Here is a 16,246-nt window from a genome sequence, read left to right on the forward strand (position 1 = left end):
CGTTTTTTGGCCACCAGCATGCTTGAACCACGCACCCGGGCGCCCGTCCCGGGCGCCGCGCTTCCCAGGCTGCTGGCCCGGCTGGCGGGCGTAGAACCCGGCCAGCAGGCGCGGTCCCCGGCGGACGTGCTGGGCGATTGGCTGGACTGGCAGCGCGCCGTGGCCCTGTCGCGGGCGCTCGACGACGCGCCCCCGGGCCGGGACGACGGCGAGGATTCCGGTGGCGCCTCCCATCCCGCCGGTGCAAGCGATGACCCGACCGGTCACGCCGGCGCCACGCTGGATGTGGACGCCGCCGCTGAATGCCTGCGCGTTCGCGGCGCGCTGGAAGAGGCCATCGACGAAGACGCACGCGACTGGACGCTGCCGCTTCATCCCCGCGCCGGCGATGACGGCACCGGCGCCGCCGCGGGTGCCGGCGCCGTACTGCGCCACTGCCAGGGGCTGCAGCGCGACATGCAGTCGGCGACCGGGCGCCTGCGCGGCGAGCTGCGCGAGCGGCTGGCGCGGCGCGCCGATGGCCAGGCGCGGCTGGCCGCAGTCGACGCGGTGATGGAAGGCCTGCTGGCGCCGCGGGAACACGCGCTGCTGGTGCCCGTCGTCCCCGCGCTGGTCGCGCGCTTCGAGCGCCTGCATGCGCTCCATGCCGACGCCGCGGCGCCGGCACGCGTGGATACCGCCGGGTGGCGCGCCGCTTTCCGCGATGAGGCGCGACAGCTGCTGTCGGCCGAACTCGATCTCCGTTTCCATCCCATCGAAGCCCTGCTTTCCGCGCTTCGCAGCCCAGGCCCGGATGCATGAAAAGAACCCTCCTCGACAGCCTCGTCTTCGCCCTCGGCCTGCTGGTCGTGTGCTGGATCGGCGCGGGCTACGTCGGCAGCCATGCGCTGGCACTCGCGGTTACCGCACTGATCGGCGCGCTGTACCTCATCGGTGGCGTCGAGCTGTACCGCTACCGGCGCGCGACCGATGGCCTGATCGCCGCGCTGGACGCGCCGCCCGGCCCCGACGGCCTGGCCGGCTGGCTTGCCGGCCTCGACCCGACGCTGCGCGGCGCGGTGCGCCAGCGCATCGCCAGCGGCCAGGCACCGCTGCCGGCGCCCGCGCTCACGCCCTACCTGGTCGGCCTGCTGGTGCTGCTGGGCATGCTCGGCACCCTGCTGGGCATGCTGCTCACCCTGCGCGGCACCGGCATGGCGCTACAGTCGGCGAGCGACCTGCAAGCGGTGCGCGACTCCCTGGCCGCGCCGGTGGAGGGCCTTGGCGTGGCCTTCGGCACCTCGATCGCGGGCGTGGCCGCCTCGGCGATGCTGGGACTGCTGGCCGCGCTGTGCCGGCGCCAGCGCGCGGATGCGGTGCGCCTGCTCGATGCCGCGAGCGCCGACGGCCTGCGCGTGCACACCCGTGCCCACCAGCGCGACGAATCGCTGCGCCTGATGCAGGCGCAGGCCGACGCGCTGCCGGCCCTGGTCGAGCGCCTGGAGTCGATGGCGGCGGCGATGGAGCGGCAGGGCGAGGCCGCGCACCAGCGCCAGGCATCGCAGCAGGACGCGTTCCACGCCGGCAGCACGGCGGCCTGGGAGCGGCTGGCCGGCACGCTGTCGGCGGTGCTGGAGCGCGGTGCGGCCGACAGCGCGCGCGCGGCCGTCGAGGCCGTGCAGCCGGCCGTCGCCGCGGCCATGGACACGGTCACGCGCGAAGCCGTGCAGCTCAACGCGACGGTCGCCGCGTCGGTCGACCGCCAGCTGGCGGCGCTCGACGCCGGCTTCGAACGCAGCTCGACCGCCGCCGCGACGCTGTGGCAGCACGCGCTGGCCGAGCAGGCGGGATCGCAGCAGGTGCTGGCCGAAGCGCTGCGTACGGGCCTGGACGCGGCCGGCGAGCGCCTCGTGGAGCGCACCGGCGGCATGGTCGAGGAGGTGGCGACGCGCCTCGAGGCCACCACGGACCAGCTCGCCACCGCGTGGGACGGGGCGCTCGCGCGCCAGCAGGCCCAGCACGATGTCCTGGCCGAACGCCATGGCCAGGCGCTGGACGCGGCCGGCGCGACGTTCGCCGGCCAGTCCGCGGCCCTGCTCGAGCAGCTCGAAGGCACGCATGCGCGCCTGCAGTCCGCGCTGTCCGGGCAGGACCGGGAGCGCCTGGCCGCCTGGCAGGAGCAGCTCGCAACGATGGCCGCGTCGCTGCGCGAGGACTGGGCCCGTGCCGGCGAGGACGCCGCCCGGCGGCACGAGGCCGTGGCTTCGGCGTTGGCCGTCGCCGCCGCCGACATCGGCGCGCAGTCGCAGGCGCACGCCGCCGCGACCATCGCCGAAATCTCCACCCTGGTGGAGGCCGCGTCGGAAGCCCCGCGGGCCGCCGCCGAGGTGGTCGCCGAGCTCCGCCAGAAGCTTTCCGACAGCATGGTGCGCGACACCGCGCTGCTGGCCGAGCGCAGCCAGCTGATGGCGACGCTGTCGACCCTGCTGGATGCCGTGAACCACGCCTCCACCGAGCAGCGCGGCGCGATCGACGCCCTAGTATCCACCAGCGCCACGCTGCTGGAGCAGGCCGGCGGCCGCTTCGGCGAACAGGTCGAGGCCGGCACCGGTGCGATCGACGCCGCGGTGGCGCGCCTGGACGCGGGCGCCACCAGCGTGGCCGGCCTGGGCGAGGCGCTGGCCGGCGCCGTGCAGCAGTTCGGCGAACGCAACGCTGAGCTGACCGGGCGCCTGGACGGGATTGCCGCCGCGCTGGACGCGTCCGGCACCCGCAGCGACGAGCAGCTGGCCTATTACGTCGCCCAGGCGCGCGAGCTGGTCGACCTGAGCGTGCTGGCGCAGAAGCAGATCATCGCCGAGCTGCGCCAGCTGCCCGGCGCCGCGGCATGAGCCTGGAGGTCGAGGGGGACGTCGATTCCACGGTCCCGGTGTGGGCCGCGTTCGGCGACCTGATGTCGGTGCTGCTGGGCGTGTTCGTGCTGATCCTGGTCGGCGTGATCGGCGTGCAGCTGCATCTCGAGGCCAAGCTTGCCGAGGAGATCGTGCAGCGCGAGGTCGAGCAGCAGCGTCGCGTGGCGCTGGAGCAGGCGCTGGCTGCGCCGCTGGCCAGCGGCCGCATCACCCTGGTCGATGGCCGCATCGGCATCAGCGGCAGCGTGCTGTTCGCACTCGGCTCCGACCACCTGCAGCCCGACGGCGAGGCGCTGCTCGAAAGCCTGGCTGCGCCGCTGGCGGACTTCCTGGCCGGGCGCGACGAGATCCTGATGGTCAGCGGCTTCACCGACGACCGCCTGGTGCGCGGCGACAGCCGGCGCTACGCCGACAACTGGGAGCTGTCCGCGCAGCGCGCGCTGACCGTGACCCGCGCGCTGGTGGCGCAGGGCGTGCCGGCGTCATCGGTGTTCGCCGCGGCCTTCGGCGCCGAACAGCCGGTGGACAGCAACGCCCACGCCGAAGGCCGTGCACGCAACCGCCGCGTGGAAATGGCCCCGGTGCCGCGGCAGGCGCAAGGGCGGGAGCAGGGCACGCAGGTTGCGCATGGGCGGTAGCGACTTCCGGGACAGTGCGGCACGGGCGCCGCAGGACGCGGAGGCCGCGGCGGCGGCACCGATGGCAGCAATGGCACGGCCGCTCCCAAGCCTGCTGGATGCGCTGGAAGCCTGGCCCATCGAGCGGCAGGCCCTGGCCGGCGGGATCGATCTGGGCCTGCCGGGGCCTGCGCAATGGCCGGCGCTACCGGCGCTGCATGAGGTCCGCGGGCTGTGGGCACAGCTGCGCAACCGCGAGCAGGTGCGTCGCGCGCTGGCGCCGACGCCCGACGATGCGGGACCGCTCAATTCAGGGGCGCTGGCGGGACGGATGCTGCGCCTGATGCAGGCGCAGTCGCCGGACTACCTGCGGCAGTTCACCGCCTACATCGGCATGCTGGCGGACCTGCAGGACGTGCAGGCCCGCGCTGCGTCGGCCGGTGGCGACGCCGGCCGCGGCGGCAATGCGTCGCCGGCCAGCAAGCGCGCAAAGGCGCGCCGGGGCCGGGGAGCGGCACGCCCCCCGGCGGACGCCGGCTAGGAGCGGGTCGCGGGGCCGTTCGGCTCCGCTGCGCTGCCGCCTGCGCCGTCGGTGTCGCTGTCCGCATCTGCTGCATCCGCCTCGATCGCGGGCACTTCCGGCGCCACCGCCGGACCACCCACGCGCGCGACGCGCCAGATGATGTTGGCCAGGTCGTCGGCGATGATCACCGCGCCGCGCGGATCCACGGTCACGCCCACCGGGCGGCCGCGCGTGCTGCCGTCGTCGTCACGGAAGCCGGTCGCGAAGTCGATCGGATCACCGGCCGGGCGGCCGTTGCGGAACGGCACGAACACCACCTTGTAGCCGGACGGATCCGGACGGTTCCAGCTGCCGTGCATGCCGACGAAGGCGCCGTCGGCGAACTCCGCGCCCATCACCGGGCTGGAGAAGTCGACGCCCAGCGAGGCCACGTGCGCACCCAGGCTGTAGTCGGGCGTGATCGAGGCGGCGACCTTCTCCGGCTTCTCCGGCTTCACGCGGGTGTCGACGTTCTTGCCCCAGTAGGCCCAGGGCCAGCCGTAGAAGCCGCCGTCGCGCACCGAGGTCAGGTAGTCGGGCACCAGGTCGGGGCCGATCTCGTCGCGCTCGTTCACCACCGCCCACAGCTGGCCGCTGCCGGGCTGGATGGCGAGCGCGGTGGGGTTGCGCAGGCCGGTCGCGTACGGGCGGTGCATGCCGGTGGCGACGTCGATCTCCCAGACCCTGGCGCGATCGACCTCGGCGGTCATGCCGCGCTCGGTGATGTTGCTGTTGGAGCCGATGCCGACATACAGGAAGCGGCCGTCGGCGCTGGCGGCCATCGCCTTGGTCCAGTGGTGGTTGATGTCGGACGGCAGCAGCGTCAGCACCTCGGGCTCGCCGGCCGTGGCCTGGGTCTGGCCCGGCGTGTAGTCGAAGCGCACCACCGCGTCCTGGTTGGCCACGTACAGGTCATCGCCGATCAGCGCCATGCCATACGGCGCGTTGAGTTCATCGGCGAACACGGTCTGCACTTCGTATTCGCCGTCGCCGTCGCCGTCGCGCAGCAGGGTCAGGCGGTTGCCGCCCTTCACCGGAGTGGTGCCGGCGGCCTTGATCGGGCCGGCGATCACGTCCTTGGGCTTGAGTTTGGGCGCGTTGCCGCCGCGGCCCTCGGCCACCAGGATGTCGCCGTTGGGCAGCACCAGGGTCTGGCGCGGGATCCCCAGGCCGGTGGCGATCGCGCGCACCTCGAAGCCCTCGGGCACCACCGGCACGCGGTCGCCCCAGTCGGACGGATCGGCGATCACCATCTGCGGCAGCAGCCCGCGCTTGGGTTCGGGCAGGTTGACGTCGCTGCCGTACTGCATCGGACCCGGGTCGGGGTTGCAGGCGGCGAGGACCACGGCGGCGGTGGCGATGGCAAGCAGGCTCAGGCGGTTCATTCCACACCTCCGATGCGCGGGGCACGGACCGCGAAGCAGGTCGCCACGATGGCGAGGACGAGAGTGATCACCGACAGCACCAGGCCGCCGGGCATGCTGGCCCAGGCGTCGCGTGCGTGCATCAGCGCGTTGAAGAAGCCGACGACCCAGGTCGCCAGCAGCAGCACGAAGTGCAGCAGCGAGCCGCGCGTGCGGCGCGACGGCATCAGGCCGGCGAGCGCGGACACCAGCGCTACGCCCGCGACCACGAGGCCGCCGGCGATCAGCCAGGACGCGAAGTTGTTCCACTGGATCTCGAAGGTGCGGGCGTATGCGATGTCGCTGAGCAGGCCGCCGAGGAACAGGGCGGTCGCACCGCCGAGCAGCAGTGCGTGGACAGGATGAAAAGCCGGTGCGTACCGGCGTTCGATGGTCGAAGCCATGGGGGTCCTTCGGGGAGCGGACGCCGGTGCGGCGTCGGGAGGGATGGCGGCATCCCACGCGCTGCGTGGGGCCTGTTCATCTTAGGCCAGGGCTCCTCCACCACCGTGCGCTGCCCCGGGACGCTGCGTTCCCGGTGCTGCGGGCCGGCGCTGCGGCTACCCGGCGGGCGCCGGTGCGGGCAGGGCGTCGCCCGCGGACCAGGCCTGCGCCTGCAGCTGGTCCAGCAGCGCGACCACGCGTGCGCGCGTGGCGGCGCCGTGGACCGGCAGGACCAGGCTGTCACCCGCACGTGCATCGGCCAGGATCAGGCGCGTGGCCTCGGCTTCGTCCAGGCATTCGACGATGGCATCGGCGGCCACGCCGCCGTGCAGCAATGCGTCGCGCAGCAGCTGTGCCACCGCGCCGCTTTCGCGGCCGCGCATATAGGCGCTGTCCATGTCCTTGAGCACGACATGGTCGGGCCGGAAGGACGCGGCGGTGGCGGCAAGTTCGGCGATGGCCTGGTCGCTGCGATTGCCGGCCTGGCCCAGCAGCAGGTGCAGGCGGCCACCTGGGTGATGCGCCTGGCGCACCAGTCCAAGCAGGTGCTGCAGGCCGTCCGGGTTGTGCGCGTAGTCGACGTAGACCTGCACGTCGCCGCCAAGCGTCCAGCGCTGCAGCCGGCCGGGATTGTCGTCGTGGGCGCGGCCGAAGCGCGCGAGCACGGTGCGGATGGTGTCCGGGCTGATCCCCAGGCATGCGGCCGCGAGCGCGGCGGCGGCGCAGTTCTGCACGTTGTGCGCGGCCAGGCCGCCGAGGGTCAGGGGCATGTCGGCGACCGCGCCGAGGTCATGGGCAGCGACTCCGTCGAACAGTCGCAGCCGGCCGTCGCGCACGCCGCAGCTGCGGCGGCCATCGGCGCGTGCCTGCTTCAGCAGCGGATGCCCGTCGTCGGTGGAGAACCAGGCCAGCGGCGCGTCGAGGCCGGCAGCATGTCGCCGGAGCAGTTCGTTGTCGGCGTTGAGCACCAGCGTGCCGGCAGTGCCGATGGCGCGGGCCACGGTCAGCTTGACCTCGGCCAGGCCGTCGAGGTCGTGGATGCCGTATTCGCCGAAGTGATCGGGACTGACGTTGGTGACCAGGGCCACGTCGGCGCGCTCCACGCCCAGGCCGCGGCGCAGCAGGCCGCCGCGCGCGGTCTCCAGGATCGCGGCCTGGGCCTGGCGGTTGCGCAGCAGTGCGCGCGCGCCGCCGGGGCCGGAGTAGTCGCCGTCTTCGATCAGCGCGCCGTCAAGGTAGATGCCGTCGGTGCAGCTGTTGGCGGTGTGCCAGCCGTGCGCGATCGCCATCGCGGTGAGCAGGCGCACGGTGGTGGTCTTGCCGTTGGACCCGGTGACCAGGGCGACGGGGATGGTGTGCAGCTCCTGCCACGGCACCTCGTGGGGAAGCGGCAGCGCGGGGTTGTCCCAGGTGAGGCTTCCGGTGCCCAGGCCGATGGAGAGCTGTTCGTCGTCCAGCAGCAGCGGCAGCTCGTGGGCAAGGGCGCCCTCGCGAAGGGCGCGAAGACGGGGAAGGTGTTCGGCGGTGGCGGCGGCGCGCAGGATGCGGAACGCTGCGTCGTCATCGTTGATTGGCGCGTGGGCCGGCTGCAGGGCGGGTTCGCCGGTGTCCATGCCCGCCGCTGCAAGCGTGGACAGCCAGGCCCATTCGTTGACTTCGGTGGCGGTGTACAGCCGGTCGGCCGGCGCCGCGAAGGCGAGGCTGGCGCCGGTGGCGTGATCGCGCACCAGGACCGGGCCATCGGGCCAGTCCAGGACAGAACGTGCGCGCTCGATCCGCTGTTTCCAGCCGTCGATCAGGGCGCGCGGGACCGGCGCGCCGACCCCGGTTTCCAGCACCGCGCCGGCGTCGGCGAAGTACAGGTTCGGACCGGTCAGGCGGCGTGAGTCGTCGAAGGGCAGCGGCGCGGGTGCGGTCATCGGGCGTGCGGTCAGTCGCTGTCTTCGTCGGGGAGGAATACCAGGCCGCGCTCTTCGCGCACCAGGCCTTCCAGGTCGAACGTCGACTCCTCGATGGCGAGGGCCAGCGGCGGTGCCTGGACGGGCTTCGCCGGGCCGGTCGCAGCGCCTTCGGGCCTGAACTTGGTGACCTGCTTCCAGGAGCGGGCCAGCGCATCGGCGAACACCAGCAGCAGGTCGCCGGCCTGGCCCATGCGCAGGGCGGCGTCGATCGCCTCCTGTTCGTCGGGGATGACCGAGATCGCGGCGTCGTCGACGCCGGCGTCGCGCAGCGCGCTGGCGATGATGTTCGGCACCTCGTCGCCGTCGCGGCCGCGCAGGTTGTCGTCGCGGCGGCAGATGTAGTGGTCGAAGCGTCCGGCGACCGCCTGCGCGATCGCCACCAGGTCCTCGTCGCGGCGGTCGCCCGGCCCGGCGACGACCACGATCCTGCGTCCGTCCACGTCGAGGCGCTGCGCCAGGTCGGCCATCACCCCGACCGCGTGCGCGTTGTGCGCGTAGTCGAACAGCACCTTGAACGGATGCTCGTTGAACACGTTCATCCGGCCCGGCGCCTGGAAGAAGGTGGTGTCGAAGGTGCGCAGGCCGTGGCGGATGTCGTCGAGCTTCAACCCGAGCGCGAACGCCATGGACGCGGCGAACATCGCGTTCTGCACGTTGTGCAGGGCGCGGCCTTCCAGCGTTGCCGGGATCAGATGGGTCCAGAGCAGCGGGATCTGGCTGCCCTTGTCATAGAGCGTGATCATGTGGCCGTTGACGCCTTCTTCCAGCGCGCAGGCGCGGCCGCCGGCGCGCACGTGCTCGCGGACCAGGCCGTGGCCGGTGTTCATGGTCACGTAGCAGATGGTGCGCGCCCTGGTGTAGCCGGACATGCGCAGCACGTTGGGATCGTCGGCGTTGAGCACCGCGCATTCGTCGGCCACCTCGACCACGATGCGCTTGATCTCGGCCAGCTGTTCAAGCGTGTCGATGCCCTTCAGCCCGAGGTGATCGGGCTGGACGTTGATCACCGCGCCGACGTCGACCCGGGTCACGCCCATGCCGGCGCGCAGCAGGCCGCCGCGCGCGGTTTCCAGCACCGCGAGATCCACCGTCGGATCGCGCAGCACCATGCGCGCGGAAACCGGGCCGGTCATGTCGCCTTCGACCGTGCGCTGGCCGTCGATGTAGACGCCGTCGGTGGTGGTCAGGCCGGGGGTGTGGCCGGCCATCTTTGCGATGTGCGCGAGCATGCGCGCGGTGGTGGTCTTGCCGTTGGTGCCGGTGACCGCGGCGATCGGCACCCGCGCCGGCGAGCCCGGCGGGAACAGCATGTCGATCACCGGTCCGGCGGCGTCGCGCGGCGTGCCTTCGCTCGGCGCCACGTGCATGCGGAAGCCGGGCGCGGCGTTGACCTCGCAGATCGCGCCGCCGATGCGCTTGTAGCTTTCGGTGATGTCGGGGGTGATGAAGTCGACGCCGCCCACGTCCAGGCCGATCGCGCGCACCGCACGGATCGCCATCTCGCGGTTGTCGGGATGGATGACGTCGGTGACGTCGGTGGCGGTGCCGCCGGTGGACAGGTTGGCGGTGGAGCGCAGCGGCACGACTTCGTCGGCGGCCGGCACGGAATCGGCGGTATGGCCGGCGCGCTCGAGCATGAGTTCGGCCTGCGCATCGAGCTCGAGGCGGGTCAGCACCTTTTCGTGGCCGACGCCGCGGCGCGGGTCCTGGTTCACCTGTTCGATCAGCTCGGTGATGGTGCTGCGGCCATCGCCGACCACATGGCCGGGGGTGCGCCGGGTGGCGGCGATGAGCTCGCCGTTGACCACCAGCAGGCGATGGTCGTCGCCCGGCTGGAAGGTCTCCACGATCACCGAGCGCGAGTGCGCCTGCGCGGCCACGAAGGCCTCGCGGATCTCGTCGTCGCCGGTGATGTCGATGGTGATGCCGCGGCCGTGGTTGCCGTTCCAGGGCTTGAGCACCACCGGCCCGCCCAGCCTGCGCGCCGCCTTGAGCGCGTCGGTCTGGCTGGAGGCCATCTGCTGGCGTGGCACCGGCAGGCCGAGCGCGGCGAGGATCTTGTTGGTCTCTTCCTTGTCGCTGGCGAGCTCCACCGCGATGTAGGACGTGCGCCCGGTGACCGTGGCCTGGATGCGCTGCTGGTAGCGGCCGTGGCCGAACTGCACCAGTGACTGCGCGTTGAGCCGCAGCCAGGGGATGTTGCGCTCCTCGGCGGCGCGCACCAGCGATGCGGTGGACGGCCCGAGTGCGCCGCGCTGTGCGTAGCGGATGAACTCGTCGCGGGCGACATCCCATTCCCAGTCTTCGGGAACGCTGCCGGCGGGACGGATGTCGGCGGGCAGCAGCGAGGCGATCAGCCGCAGCGCCAGGTTGCCGGCGGCGATGCCCTCTTCGCGCTGCACGTACTCGTAGACCACCGTGTACACGCCGGGGCGGTCGTCGACGCTGCGGGTCTTGCCGAAGGTGACGTCCTCGCCGGCGATGTTCTGCAGCTCGATCGCGACGTGTTCAAGCACGTGCCCGAGCCAGGTGCCCTCGTCCTCGCGCATGCGGCGCAGGAAGCCTCCGGGCTCGCGGTAGGAGCAGCCGTGCTCGGCCAGGCCGGGCAGGGCCGCCACCAGGCCGTCGATGAACTCCGGCCCCAGGCGTGCGGTCGGCCACTGCTCCAGCTCACCCAGGTCGAGCAGCAGGCGGATCACCGGGAAGTGCGCGTGGAGCGAAGGGCCGACGTAGACGGAGCGTTCGAGGATGCGCATGGATGATTGCCTTCGGTCAGGTCTTGCGGGTGGCCAGGCGTCCGGCCGAGGCCCGTCGCGTGTGCAGGTTGAAGGTGGCGCCGGCGATCAGGATATGGACGCCCAGGCCCAGCATGCACACCGGGTCGTCCTCGTCGGCGTGCGCCATCGATGAGAACTGCAGGTCGTGGGCATCGACCACGGTGACCGCGCCGCTGCCCTCCACTTCCAGTACGTCTTCGGGGGAGATGAAGGCCGCGGTGTCCTCGTCCAGGCCGATGCCGATCGCGAACGGGTTGTAGGCCAGCGCGGCGGTGAGCCGGCCGAGGCGGTCGCGCTGGCGGAAATGCTGGTCGATCACGAAGCGGTTGGTCAGGCCGAGCCCCGGCGCGAGCCGCACGCTGCTGGCGCGCGGCGAGGATCCCTCGCTGCCGAACGCGATCATGTGCTCGCTGAGGAAGCCGGCGCCGGCGCTGGTGCCGGCCACGGGCACGCCCTGCGCGTTGCGCAGGCGGATCGTGCGTGCCACGTCGGTGCCGCCGAGGATGGTCGACAGCCGCAGCTGGTTGCCGCCGGTGAAGAAGATGCCGCTGGCCTGCTCCAGCCGCGCCAGCCGGTTGGGCTCCTGGCAGTCGCGGCGGGTGTCGAAGTCGACGACCTCGACGTTGGCCGCGCCCATGCCGCCGAACAGTTCCTCGTAGCGCACGCCGGTTTCCTTCAGCCGGCTGGCGGTCGGGATCACCGCGATGTCGGCCTCGCTGCCGCCGCTGAGTTCGACGAAGCGCTTCAGGATGCGGGGGTTGGTCTCCTTGTCCTCGGCGCCGCCGATCGGGATGATCCAGCCGCGTTGTTCCCCGTTGGCGGGTTTGCTCGGCATCAATTGGCTCCTGCTTGATGGTGGTCTGTGGGTCGACCCTCGAACGTACCATGCCGAACCACCGCGCCGTTCCGCAGGTGTGGGCGTCCGCCGGCGAACACGTCGGTGACCGCGCCGCCCGCGTCGATGACCACGAAGTCCGCGTCCGCGCCGGTGGCGATCCGGCCCTTGCCGGGCAGCCGCAGCAGGTCGGCGACGTTGCTGGTGAAGGCCGGCAGTGCGTCTTCCAGCGCAACGCCGCGCGCCAGCAGTTCCTGCAGGGTGTCGACCAGGGCGCCGGAGTGGCCGACGTCCATGCTGGCGACCCGCCCTTCGGCATCGAAGCAGGGCAGGCAGCCGCCGGCGTCGGAGCTGACGGTGACCCGCTCGCGCGGAGCGCCGCTGTCGAGGTAGCGGACCAGCGCATCGGCCGCGCTCCATGCGTCTTCATCCTCGGCCACCGGAAAGGCGGTGATGTCGATCGTGCAGCCGCGCCGCGCCAGTTCGATGGCTTCGTCGAACAGCGCCTTGCGGCGGTTGACGTGGGTGGGGTTGAACACCCGCGGCGGCAGTTCGCTCTGGTCGAGCGCGCGGCGCACCAGGTCCAGGCCGCGCGCGCCGTCGCCCAGGTGCAGGTGGACGATGCCGGCCTTGCCGGTCATCAGCCCGGCCACGTGCGTTTCGGAGGCGATCCGCAGCAGCTCGTCCAGCGTTGGCTGGCTGGAGCGGTGGTCGCTGATCGCCAGCTCGCCGACACCGATCAGGCAGTCGATGAAGGCGAGGTCGGCGCGCACGCTGCCGGTGATCGTGGCCGGCGGCAGGTGGTAGCCACCCGCGTAGCCCCAGGCGGACAGGCCTTCCTCGCGCAGCGCATTGACCTGGGCCACCAGGTCACGGGTGCCGCGGGCAACGTCGTCGGTGCCCAGCAGGCCGACCACCGTGGTCACGCCGCTGCGGGTGTAGTGCGAGAGCATCGGCGCCGGCACCCGGCTGGCGAAGCCGGCTTCGCCGCCGCCGCCGGTGACGTGCACGTGGCCGTCGATGAAGCCGGGCAGCAGCCGGCGGCCGCCGAGGTCGACGGTGGAGGCGCCGAACGCTTCGGGCAGGTCGGGCGCATCGGTGCCGATCCACAGCAGCTTGCCGCCGCCAAGCAGCAGGTCGCGGCGTCCCAGCGATTCAGGAGCGTATACGTCCGCGTTGCGGACCAGCGTTGTCTTCATCGAGGCAGGTTGGAATGCGCCGGGCATGGCGTCAAGCAAGGCGGATGCGCGGCGTGGCGCCGTGAACGGCACGCAATGGCCGCGCCGCGGACGGGGGAGTAGCGTCGGGGAATCACCGCAGGCGGAGGCCGCCATGTCCACGCTCGTTCCCAACGTCCGTCCGGAGCCCGACCAGGCCATGGTCGACATCGCCGACTACGTCACCGGCTTCGCGGTCGAATCACCGCTGGCCTGGACGACCGCGCGCCACTGCCTGCTCGATACCCTGGGCTGCGGCCTGGAGGCGCTGGAGTATCCCGCCTGCACCCGGCTGCTCGGGCCGATCGTCCCGGGCACGGTGGTGCCGAACGGCGCGCGGGTGCCCGGCACCGGCTATCAGCTCGATCCGGTGCAGGCCGCTTTCAACATCGGCGCGATGGTGCGCTGGCTGGACTTCAACGACACCTGGCTGGCCGCCGAGTGGGGGCATCCGTCGGACAACCTCGGCGGCATCCTCGCCGTGGCCGACTGGCTGAGCCGCACTGCGGTCGCCGACGGCAGGCCGCCGCTGCTGATGAAGGATGTGCTGCGCGCCATGGTCAAGGCGCACGAGATCCAGGGCTGCATCGCGCTGGAGAACAGCTTCAACGCCGTCGGCCTGGACCATGTGGTGCTGGTGAAGGTGGCATCGACCGCGGTGGTGGCCGGGCTGCTGGGCCTGCCGCAGGACGGGATCATCAACGCGCTGTCGCAGGCCTGGGTGGATGGACAGAGCCTGCGCACCTACCGCCACGCGCCCAATACCGGTAGCCGCAAGTCCTGGGCTGTGGGCGACGCCACCAGCCGCGCGGTGCGCCTGGCGCTGATCGCGGCCACGGGCGAGATGGGCTATCCAAGCGCGCTGACCGCGCCCACCTGGGGCTTCCACGACGTATCGTTCAAGGGCGAGCCCTTCCGTTTCCAGCGCCCCTACGGCAGCTATGTGATGGAAAACGTGCTGTTCAAGATCAGCTTCCCGGCCGAATTCCACGGCCAGACCGCGGTCGAGGCGGCGATGATCCTGCATGGGCAGCTCGCGGCCGCCGGCAGGGGCGTCGAAGACATCGCCACGATCACCATCCGCACCCAGCAGGCCTGCATCCGCATCATCGACAAGCAGGGCCCGCTGGACAATCCGGCCGACCGCGACCACTGCATCCAGTACATGGTGGCGGTGGCGCTGATCTTCGGGCGCCTGACCTCAGGCGACTACGGGGACGAGGTGGCCGCCGACCCGCGCATCGACCCGCTGCGCGCGAAGATCGCCTGCGTCGAGGATGCGCGGTACACCGTCGACTACCACGACCCCGACAAGCGAAGCATCGCCAACGCGCTGGCCGTGACCTTCAACGACGGAAGCTCACTTGCCGAGGTCGCGGTGGAATATCCGGTCGGACACAGGCGCCGGCGCGAAGAGGGCATTCCGCTGCTGGAGGCCAAGTTCCGCCGCAACCTGGCGCGACGGTTCCCGGAGCAGCAGCAGGCCGCGATCCTGGCCGCCAGCCTGGACCAGGCGACGCTGGAAGCAATGCCCGTGCACGACTACGTCGATCTGTATGTGATCTGACGCCGTTACATCGTCTCCGCGGGCACGGCCTCCGCTGCATCGGCGGCGTCGGTGGTGCCGGCCGGATTGGCCGCGTCGGCTGCGTCCGGCGAGCCGGCGGCGCCTGCCGGCGGCAGAGTTGCCGCGCCACCCGTCCGTGCCACGCGCCAGATCGTGTTAGCCAGGTCGTCGGCGATGATCACCGCGCCACGCGGGTCCACGGTCACGCCTACCGGGCGGCCGCGGGTGGTGCCGTCGTCCTCGCGGAAGCCGGTGGCGAAGTCGATCGGATCGCCGGCCGGCTGGCCGTTGCGGAAGGGCACGAAGACCACCTTGTAGCCCACCGGGTCGGAGCGGTTCCAGCTGCCGTGCATGCCCACGAAGGCGCCATCGGCGAACTCCGGGCCCATCACCGCGCTGGAGAAGTCGACGCCCAGCGATGCGACGTGCGCGCCAAGGCTGTAGTCGGGCGTGATCGATGCGGCGACCTTCTCCGGATTCTCCGGCCGCACGCGGTCGTCCACGTTCTGGCCCCAGTAGGCCCAGGGCCAACCGTAGAAGCCGCCATCGCGCACCGAAGTCAGGTAGTCGGGCACCAGGTTCGGGCCGATCTCGTCGCGCTCGTTGACCACGGCCCACAGCTGGCCGCTGCTCGGCTGGATCGCCAGCGCGGTGGGGTTGCGCAGGCCGGTGGCGTAGGGGCGATGCATGCCGGTTTCGGCGTCGATCTCCCAGATCATGGCGCGGTTGGCTTCGGCGGTCATGCCGCGCTCGGTGATGTTGCTGTTGGAGCCGATGCCGACGTACAGGAAGCGGCCATCGGCGCTGGCGGTCATCGCCTTGGTCCAGTGGTGGTTGATTTCCGACGGCAGCTCCGTGAGCGTCTCCGGCGTGCCGGCGCTGGCCTGGGTCTGGCCGGGCTGGTAGTCGAATCGCACCACGGCGTCCTGGTTGGCGACGTAGAGCTTGCTTCCGACCAGTGCCATCCCGTAGGGCGCATTGAGCTTGTCGGCGAACACCGTCTGCAGCTCGTAGTTGCCGTCGCCGTCGGCGTCGCGTAGCAGGGTCAGGCGGTTGCCGCTCGTCACCCCCGTGTTGCCGGCGGCCTTGATCGGGCCGGCGATGATGTCCTTGGGCTTGAGCTTGGGCGCGTTGCCGCCGCGGCCTTCGGCCACGAGGATGTCGCCGTTGGGCAGCACCAGGGTCTGGCGCGGGATGAGCAGGTCGGTGGCGATGGCGCGGACCTCGAAGCCCTCGGGCACCACCGGCAGGCGGTCGCCCCAGTTGGCCGGGTCGGCGATGACCATGTCGGGCAGGATCCCGCGCGTGGGCTTGGGCAGTTCGGGATTGACGCCCTGCTGGAGGGGCTTGGACTCCTGGCCGCAGGCGGCCAGGGCAAGGGCGAGGGTGGCCACGACGGGCAAGCCGGGACGGTTCATTTCGGGTCTCCGAGGCGTGGAGCGCAGAGGCCAAGCCAGGTCGCCACGCAGATCAGCACGAACACGACCACCGACAGCACCAGCCCGCCGGGCATGCTGGCCCAAGCGTCACGGGCGTGCATCAGCGCGTTGAAGAAGCCGACGATCCAGGCCGCGAGCAGCAGCAGTGCGTGCAGGACGGATGCGCGCGTGCGCCTGGACGGCGCCAGGCCGAAGAGCGCGCACACCAGCGAGAACGCCAGCACCACCAGGCCGCCGGCAATCAGCCAAGAGGCGAAGTTGTTCCACTGGATCTCGTAGCTTCGGGCGTAGGCGATGTCGCTCAGCAGGGCGCCGAGGAACAGCGTCAGCGCGCCGCCGAGCAGGGCTGCGTGCGCAGGATGGTATGCGGGTGCGAATCTGCGTGGAACGGTAGCGACCATGGGCGGGCCTCCTGCATGGACGGGCAGCGTCCGGATGGGTTGCGGCTCCCGGCAGGAGCCGATCCTGCACGACGCTACTCCAGTGCATCTGAGGAAGGCGTGCAGACCCATGCCGCGGCGGCCGACGGCTCG

Annotated in this window: 13 protein-coding genes; 5 read left to right on the forward strand and 8 right to left on the reverse strand. The window is 71.8% G+C overall.

Going from position 1 to position 16,246, the window contains the following annotated elements:
• The first annotated feature begins 18 nt into the window (after positions 1-18).
• Genes WCD84_RS05860 through WCD84_RS05875 form a run of 4 tightly spaced genes read left to right on the forward strand, consistent with a single transcriptional unit; the run spans position 19 to position 4,049 of the window.
• The gene (locus tag WCD84_RS05860) at positions 19-801 is read left to right on the forward strand and encodes a DUF3348 family protein (RefSeq protein WP_343280734.1); all 783 of its coding nucleotides are present in this window, start codon (positions 19-21) and stop codon (positions 799-801) included.
• Positions 798-2,870, forward strand: a complete 2,073-nt coding sequence (locus WCD84_RS05865) for a DUF802 domain-containing protein (protein ID WP_343280735.1) — start codon at positions 798-800, stop codon at positions 2,868-2,870. Before WCD84_RS05860 ends, WCD84_RS05865 begins: the two co-directional genes overlap by 4 nt.
• Complete coding sequence (locus WCD84_RS05870) at positions 2,867-3,529, forward strand: OmpA family protein (RefSeq protein ID WP_343280736.1); 663 nt, start codon at positions 2,867-2,869, stop codon at positions 3,527-3,529. The genes WCD84_RS05865 and WCD84_RS05870 overlap by 4 nt, the downstream gene beginning before the upstream one ends.
• The gene (locus WCD84_RS05875) at positions 3,519-4,049 is read left to right on the forward strand and encodes a DUF2894 domain-containing protein (protein ID WP_343280737.1); all 531 of its coding nucleotides are present in this window, start codon (positions 3,519-3,521) and stop codon (positions 4,047-4,049) included. The genes WCD84_RS05870 and WCD84_RS05875 overlap by 11 nt, the downstream gene beginning before the upstream one ends.
• Here WCD84_RS05875 and WCD84_RS05880 read toward each other — a convergent pair.
• From WCD84_RS05880 to iadA, 6 genes are all read right to left on the reverse strand, one after another.
• On the reverse strand, positions 4,046-5,455 hold the full coding sequence (locus tag WCD84_RS05880; protein ID WP_343280738.1) for a PQQ-dependent sugar dehydrogenase: 1,410 nt from the start codon (positions 5,453-5,455) through the stop codon (positions 4,046-4,048). The two genes, WCD84_RS05875 and WCD84_RS05880, sit on opposite strands and share 4 nt — an antisense overlap.
• Complete coding sequence (locus WCD84_RS05885; protein ID WP_343255633.1) at positions 5,452-5,877, reverse strand: DUF2231 domain-containing protein; 426 nt, start codon at positions 5,875-5,877, stop codon at positions 5,452-5,454. Before WCD84_RS05885 ends, WCD84_RS05880 begins: the two co-directional genes overlap by 4 nt.
• A 156-nt stretch (positions 5,878-6,033) precedes the next feature.
• Positions 6,034-7,836 (reverse strand): Mur ligase family protein, encoded by a 1,803-nt coding sequence (locus WCD84_RS05890; RefSeq protein ID WP_343280739.1) that lies wholly within the window; start codon positions 7,834-7,836, stop codon positions 6,034-6,036.
• An 11-nt stretch (positions 7,837-7,847) separates the two neighbouring features.
• Entirely contained in the window at positions 7,848-10,634 is a 2,787-nt protein-coding gene (gene cphA / locus WCD84_RS05895) for a cyanophycin synthetase (protein WP_343255631.1), read from the reverse strand.
• A 16-nt stretch (positions 10,635-10,650) separates the two neighbouring features.
• Entirely contained in the window at positions 10,651-11,490 is an 840-nt protein-coding gene (locus tag WCD84_RS05900) for a cyanophycinase (RefSeq protein WP_343255630.1), read from the reverse strand.
• Positions 11,490-12,689, reverse strand: a complete 1,200-nt coding sequence (gene iadA / locus WCD84_RS05905; RefSeq protein WP_343255629.1) for a beta-aspartyl-peptidase — start codon at positions 12,687-12,689, stop codon at positions 11,490-11,492. Before iadA ends, WCD84_RS05900 begins: the two co-directional genes overlap by 1 nt.
• 133 nt (positions 12,690-12,822) lie before the next feature.
• Here iadA and WCD84_RS05910 point away from each other — a divergent pair, with 133 nt between their 5' ends.
• On the forward strand, positions 12,823-14,274 hold the full coding sequence (locus tag WCD84_RS05910) for a bifunctional 2-methylcitrate dehydratase/aconitate hydratase (protein ID WP_343280740.1): 1,452 nt from the start codon (positions 12,823-12,825) through the stop codon (positions 14,272-14,274).
• Positions 14,275-14,279: 5 nt separating this feature from the next.
• On the opposite strand, the gene WCD84_RS05915 is transcribed toward WCD84_RS05910, so the two are convergent.
• Both WCD84_RS05915 and WCD84_RS05920 read right to left on the reverse strand, forming a co-directional pair.
• Positions 14,280-15,692 carry a PQQ-dependent sugar dehydrogenase gene (locus WCD84_RS05915; protein WP_343280741.1) on the reverse strand — a complete coding sequence of 471 codons (1,413 nt, stop codon included), beginning with the start codon at positions 15,690-15,692 and terminating at the stop codon, positions 14,280-14,282.
• The gene (locus tag WCD84_RS05920; protein ID WP_343255626.1) at positions 15,689-16,114 is read right to left on the reverse strand and encodes a DUF2231 domain-containing protein; all 426 of its coding nucleotides are present in this window, start codon (positions 16,112-16,114) and stop codon (positions 15,689-15,691) included. Before WCD84_RS05920 ends, WCD84_RS05915 begins: the two co-directional genes overlap by 4 nt.
• Positions 16,115-16,246 lie beyond the last annotated feature (132 nt).

This window comes from Luteimonas changyuni (assembly GCF_039548395.1).
Lineage (GTDB): Bacteria > Pseudomonadota > Gammaproteobacteria > Xanthomonadales > Xanthomonadaceae > Luteimonas.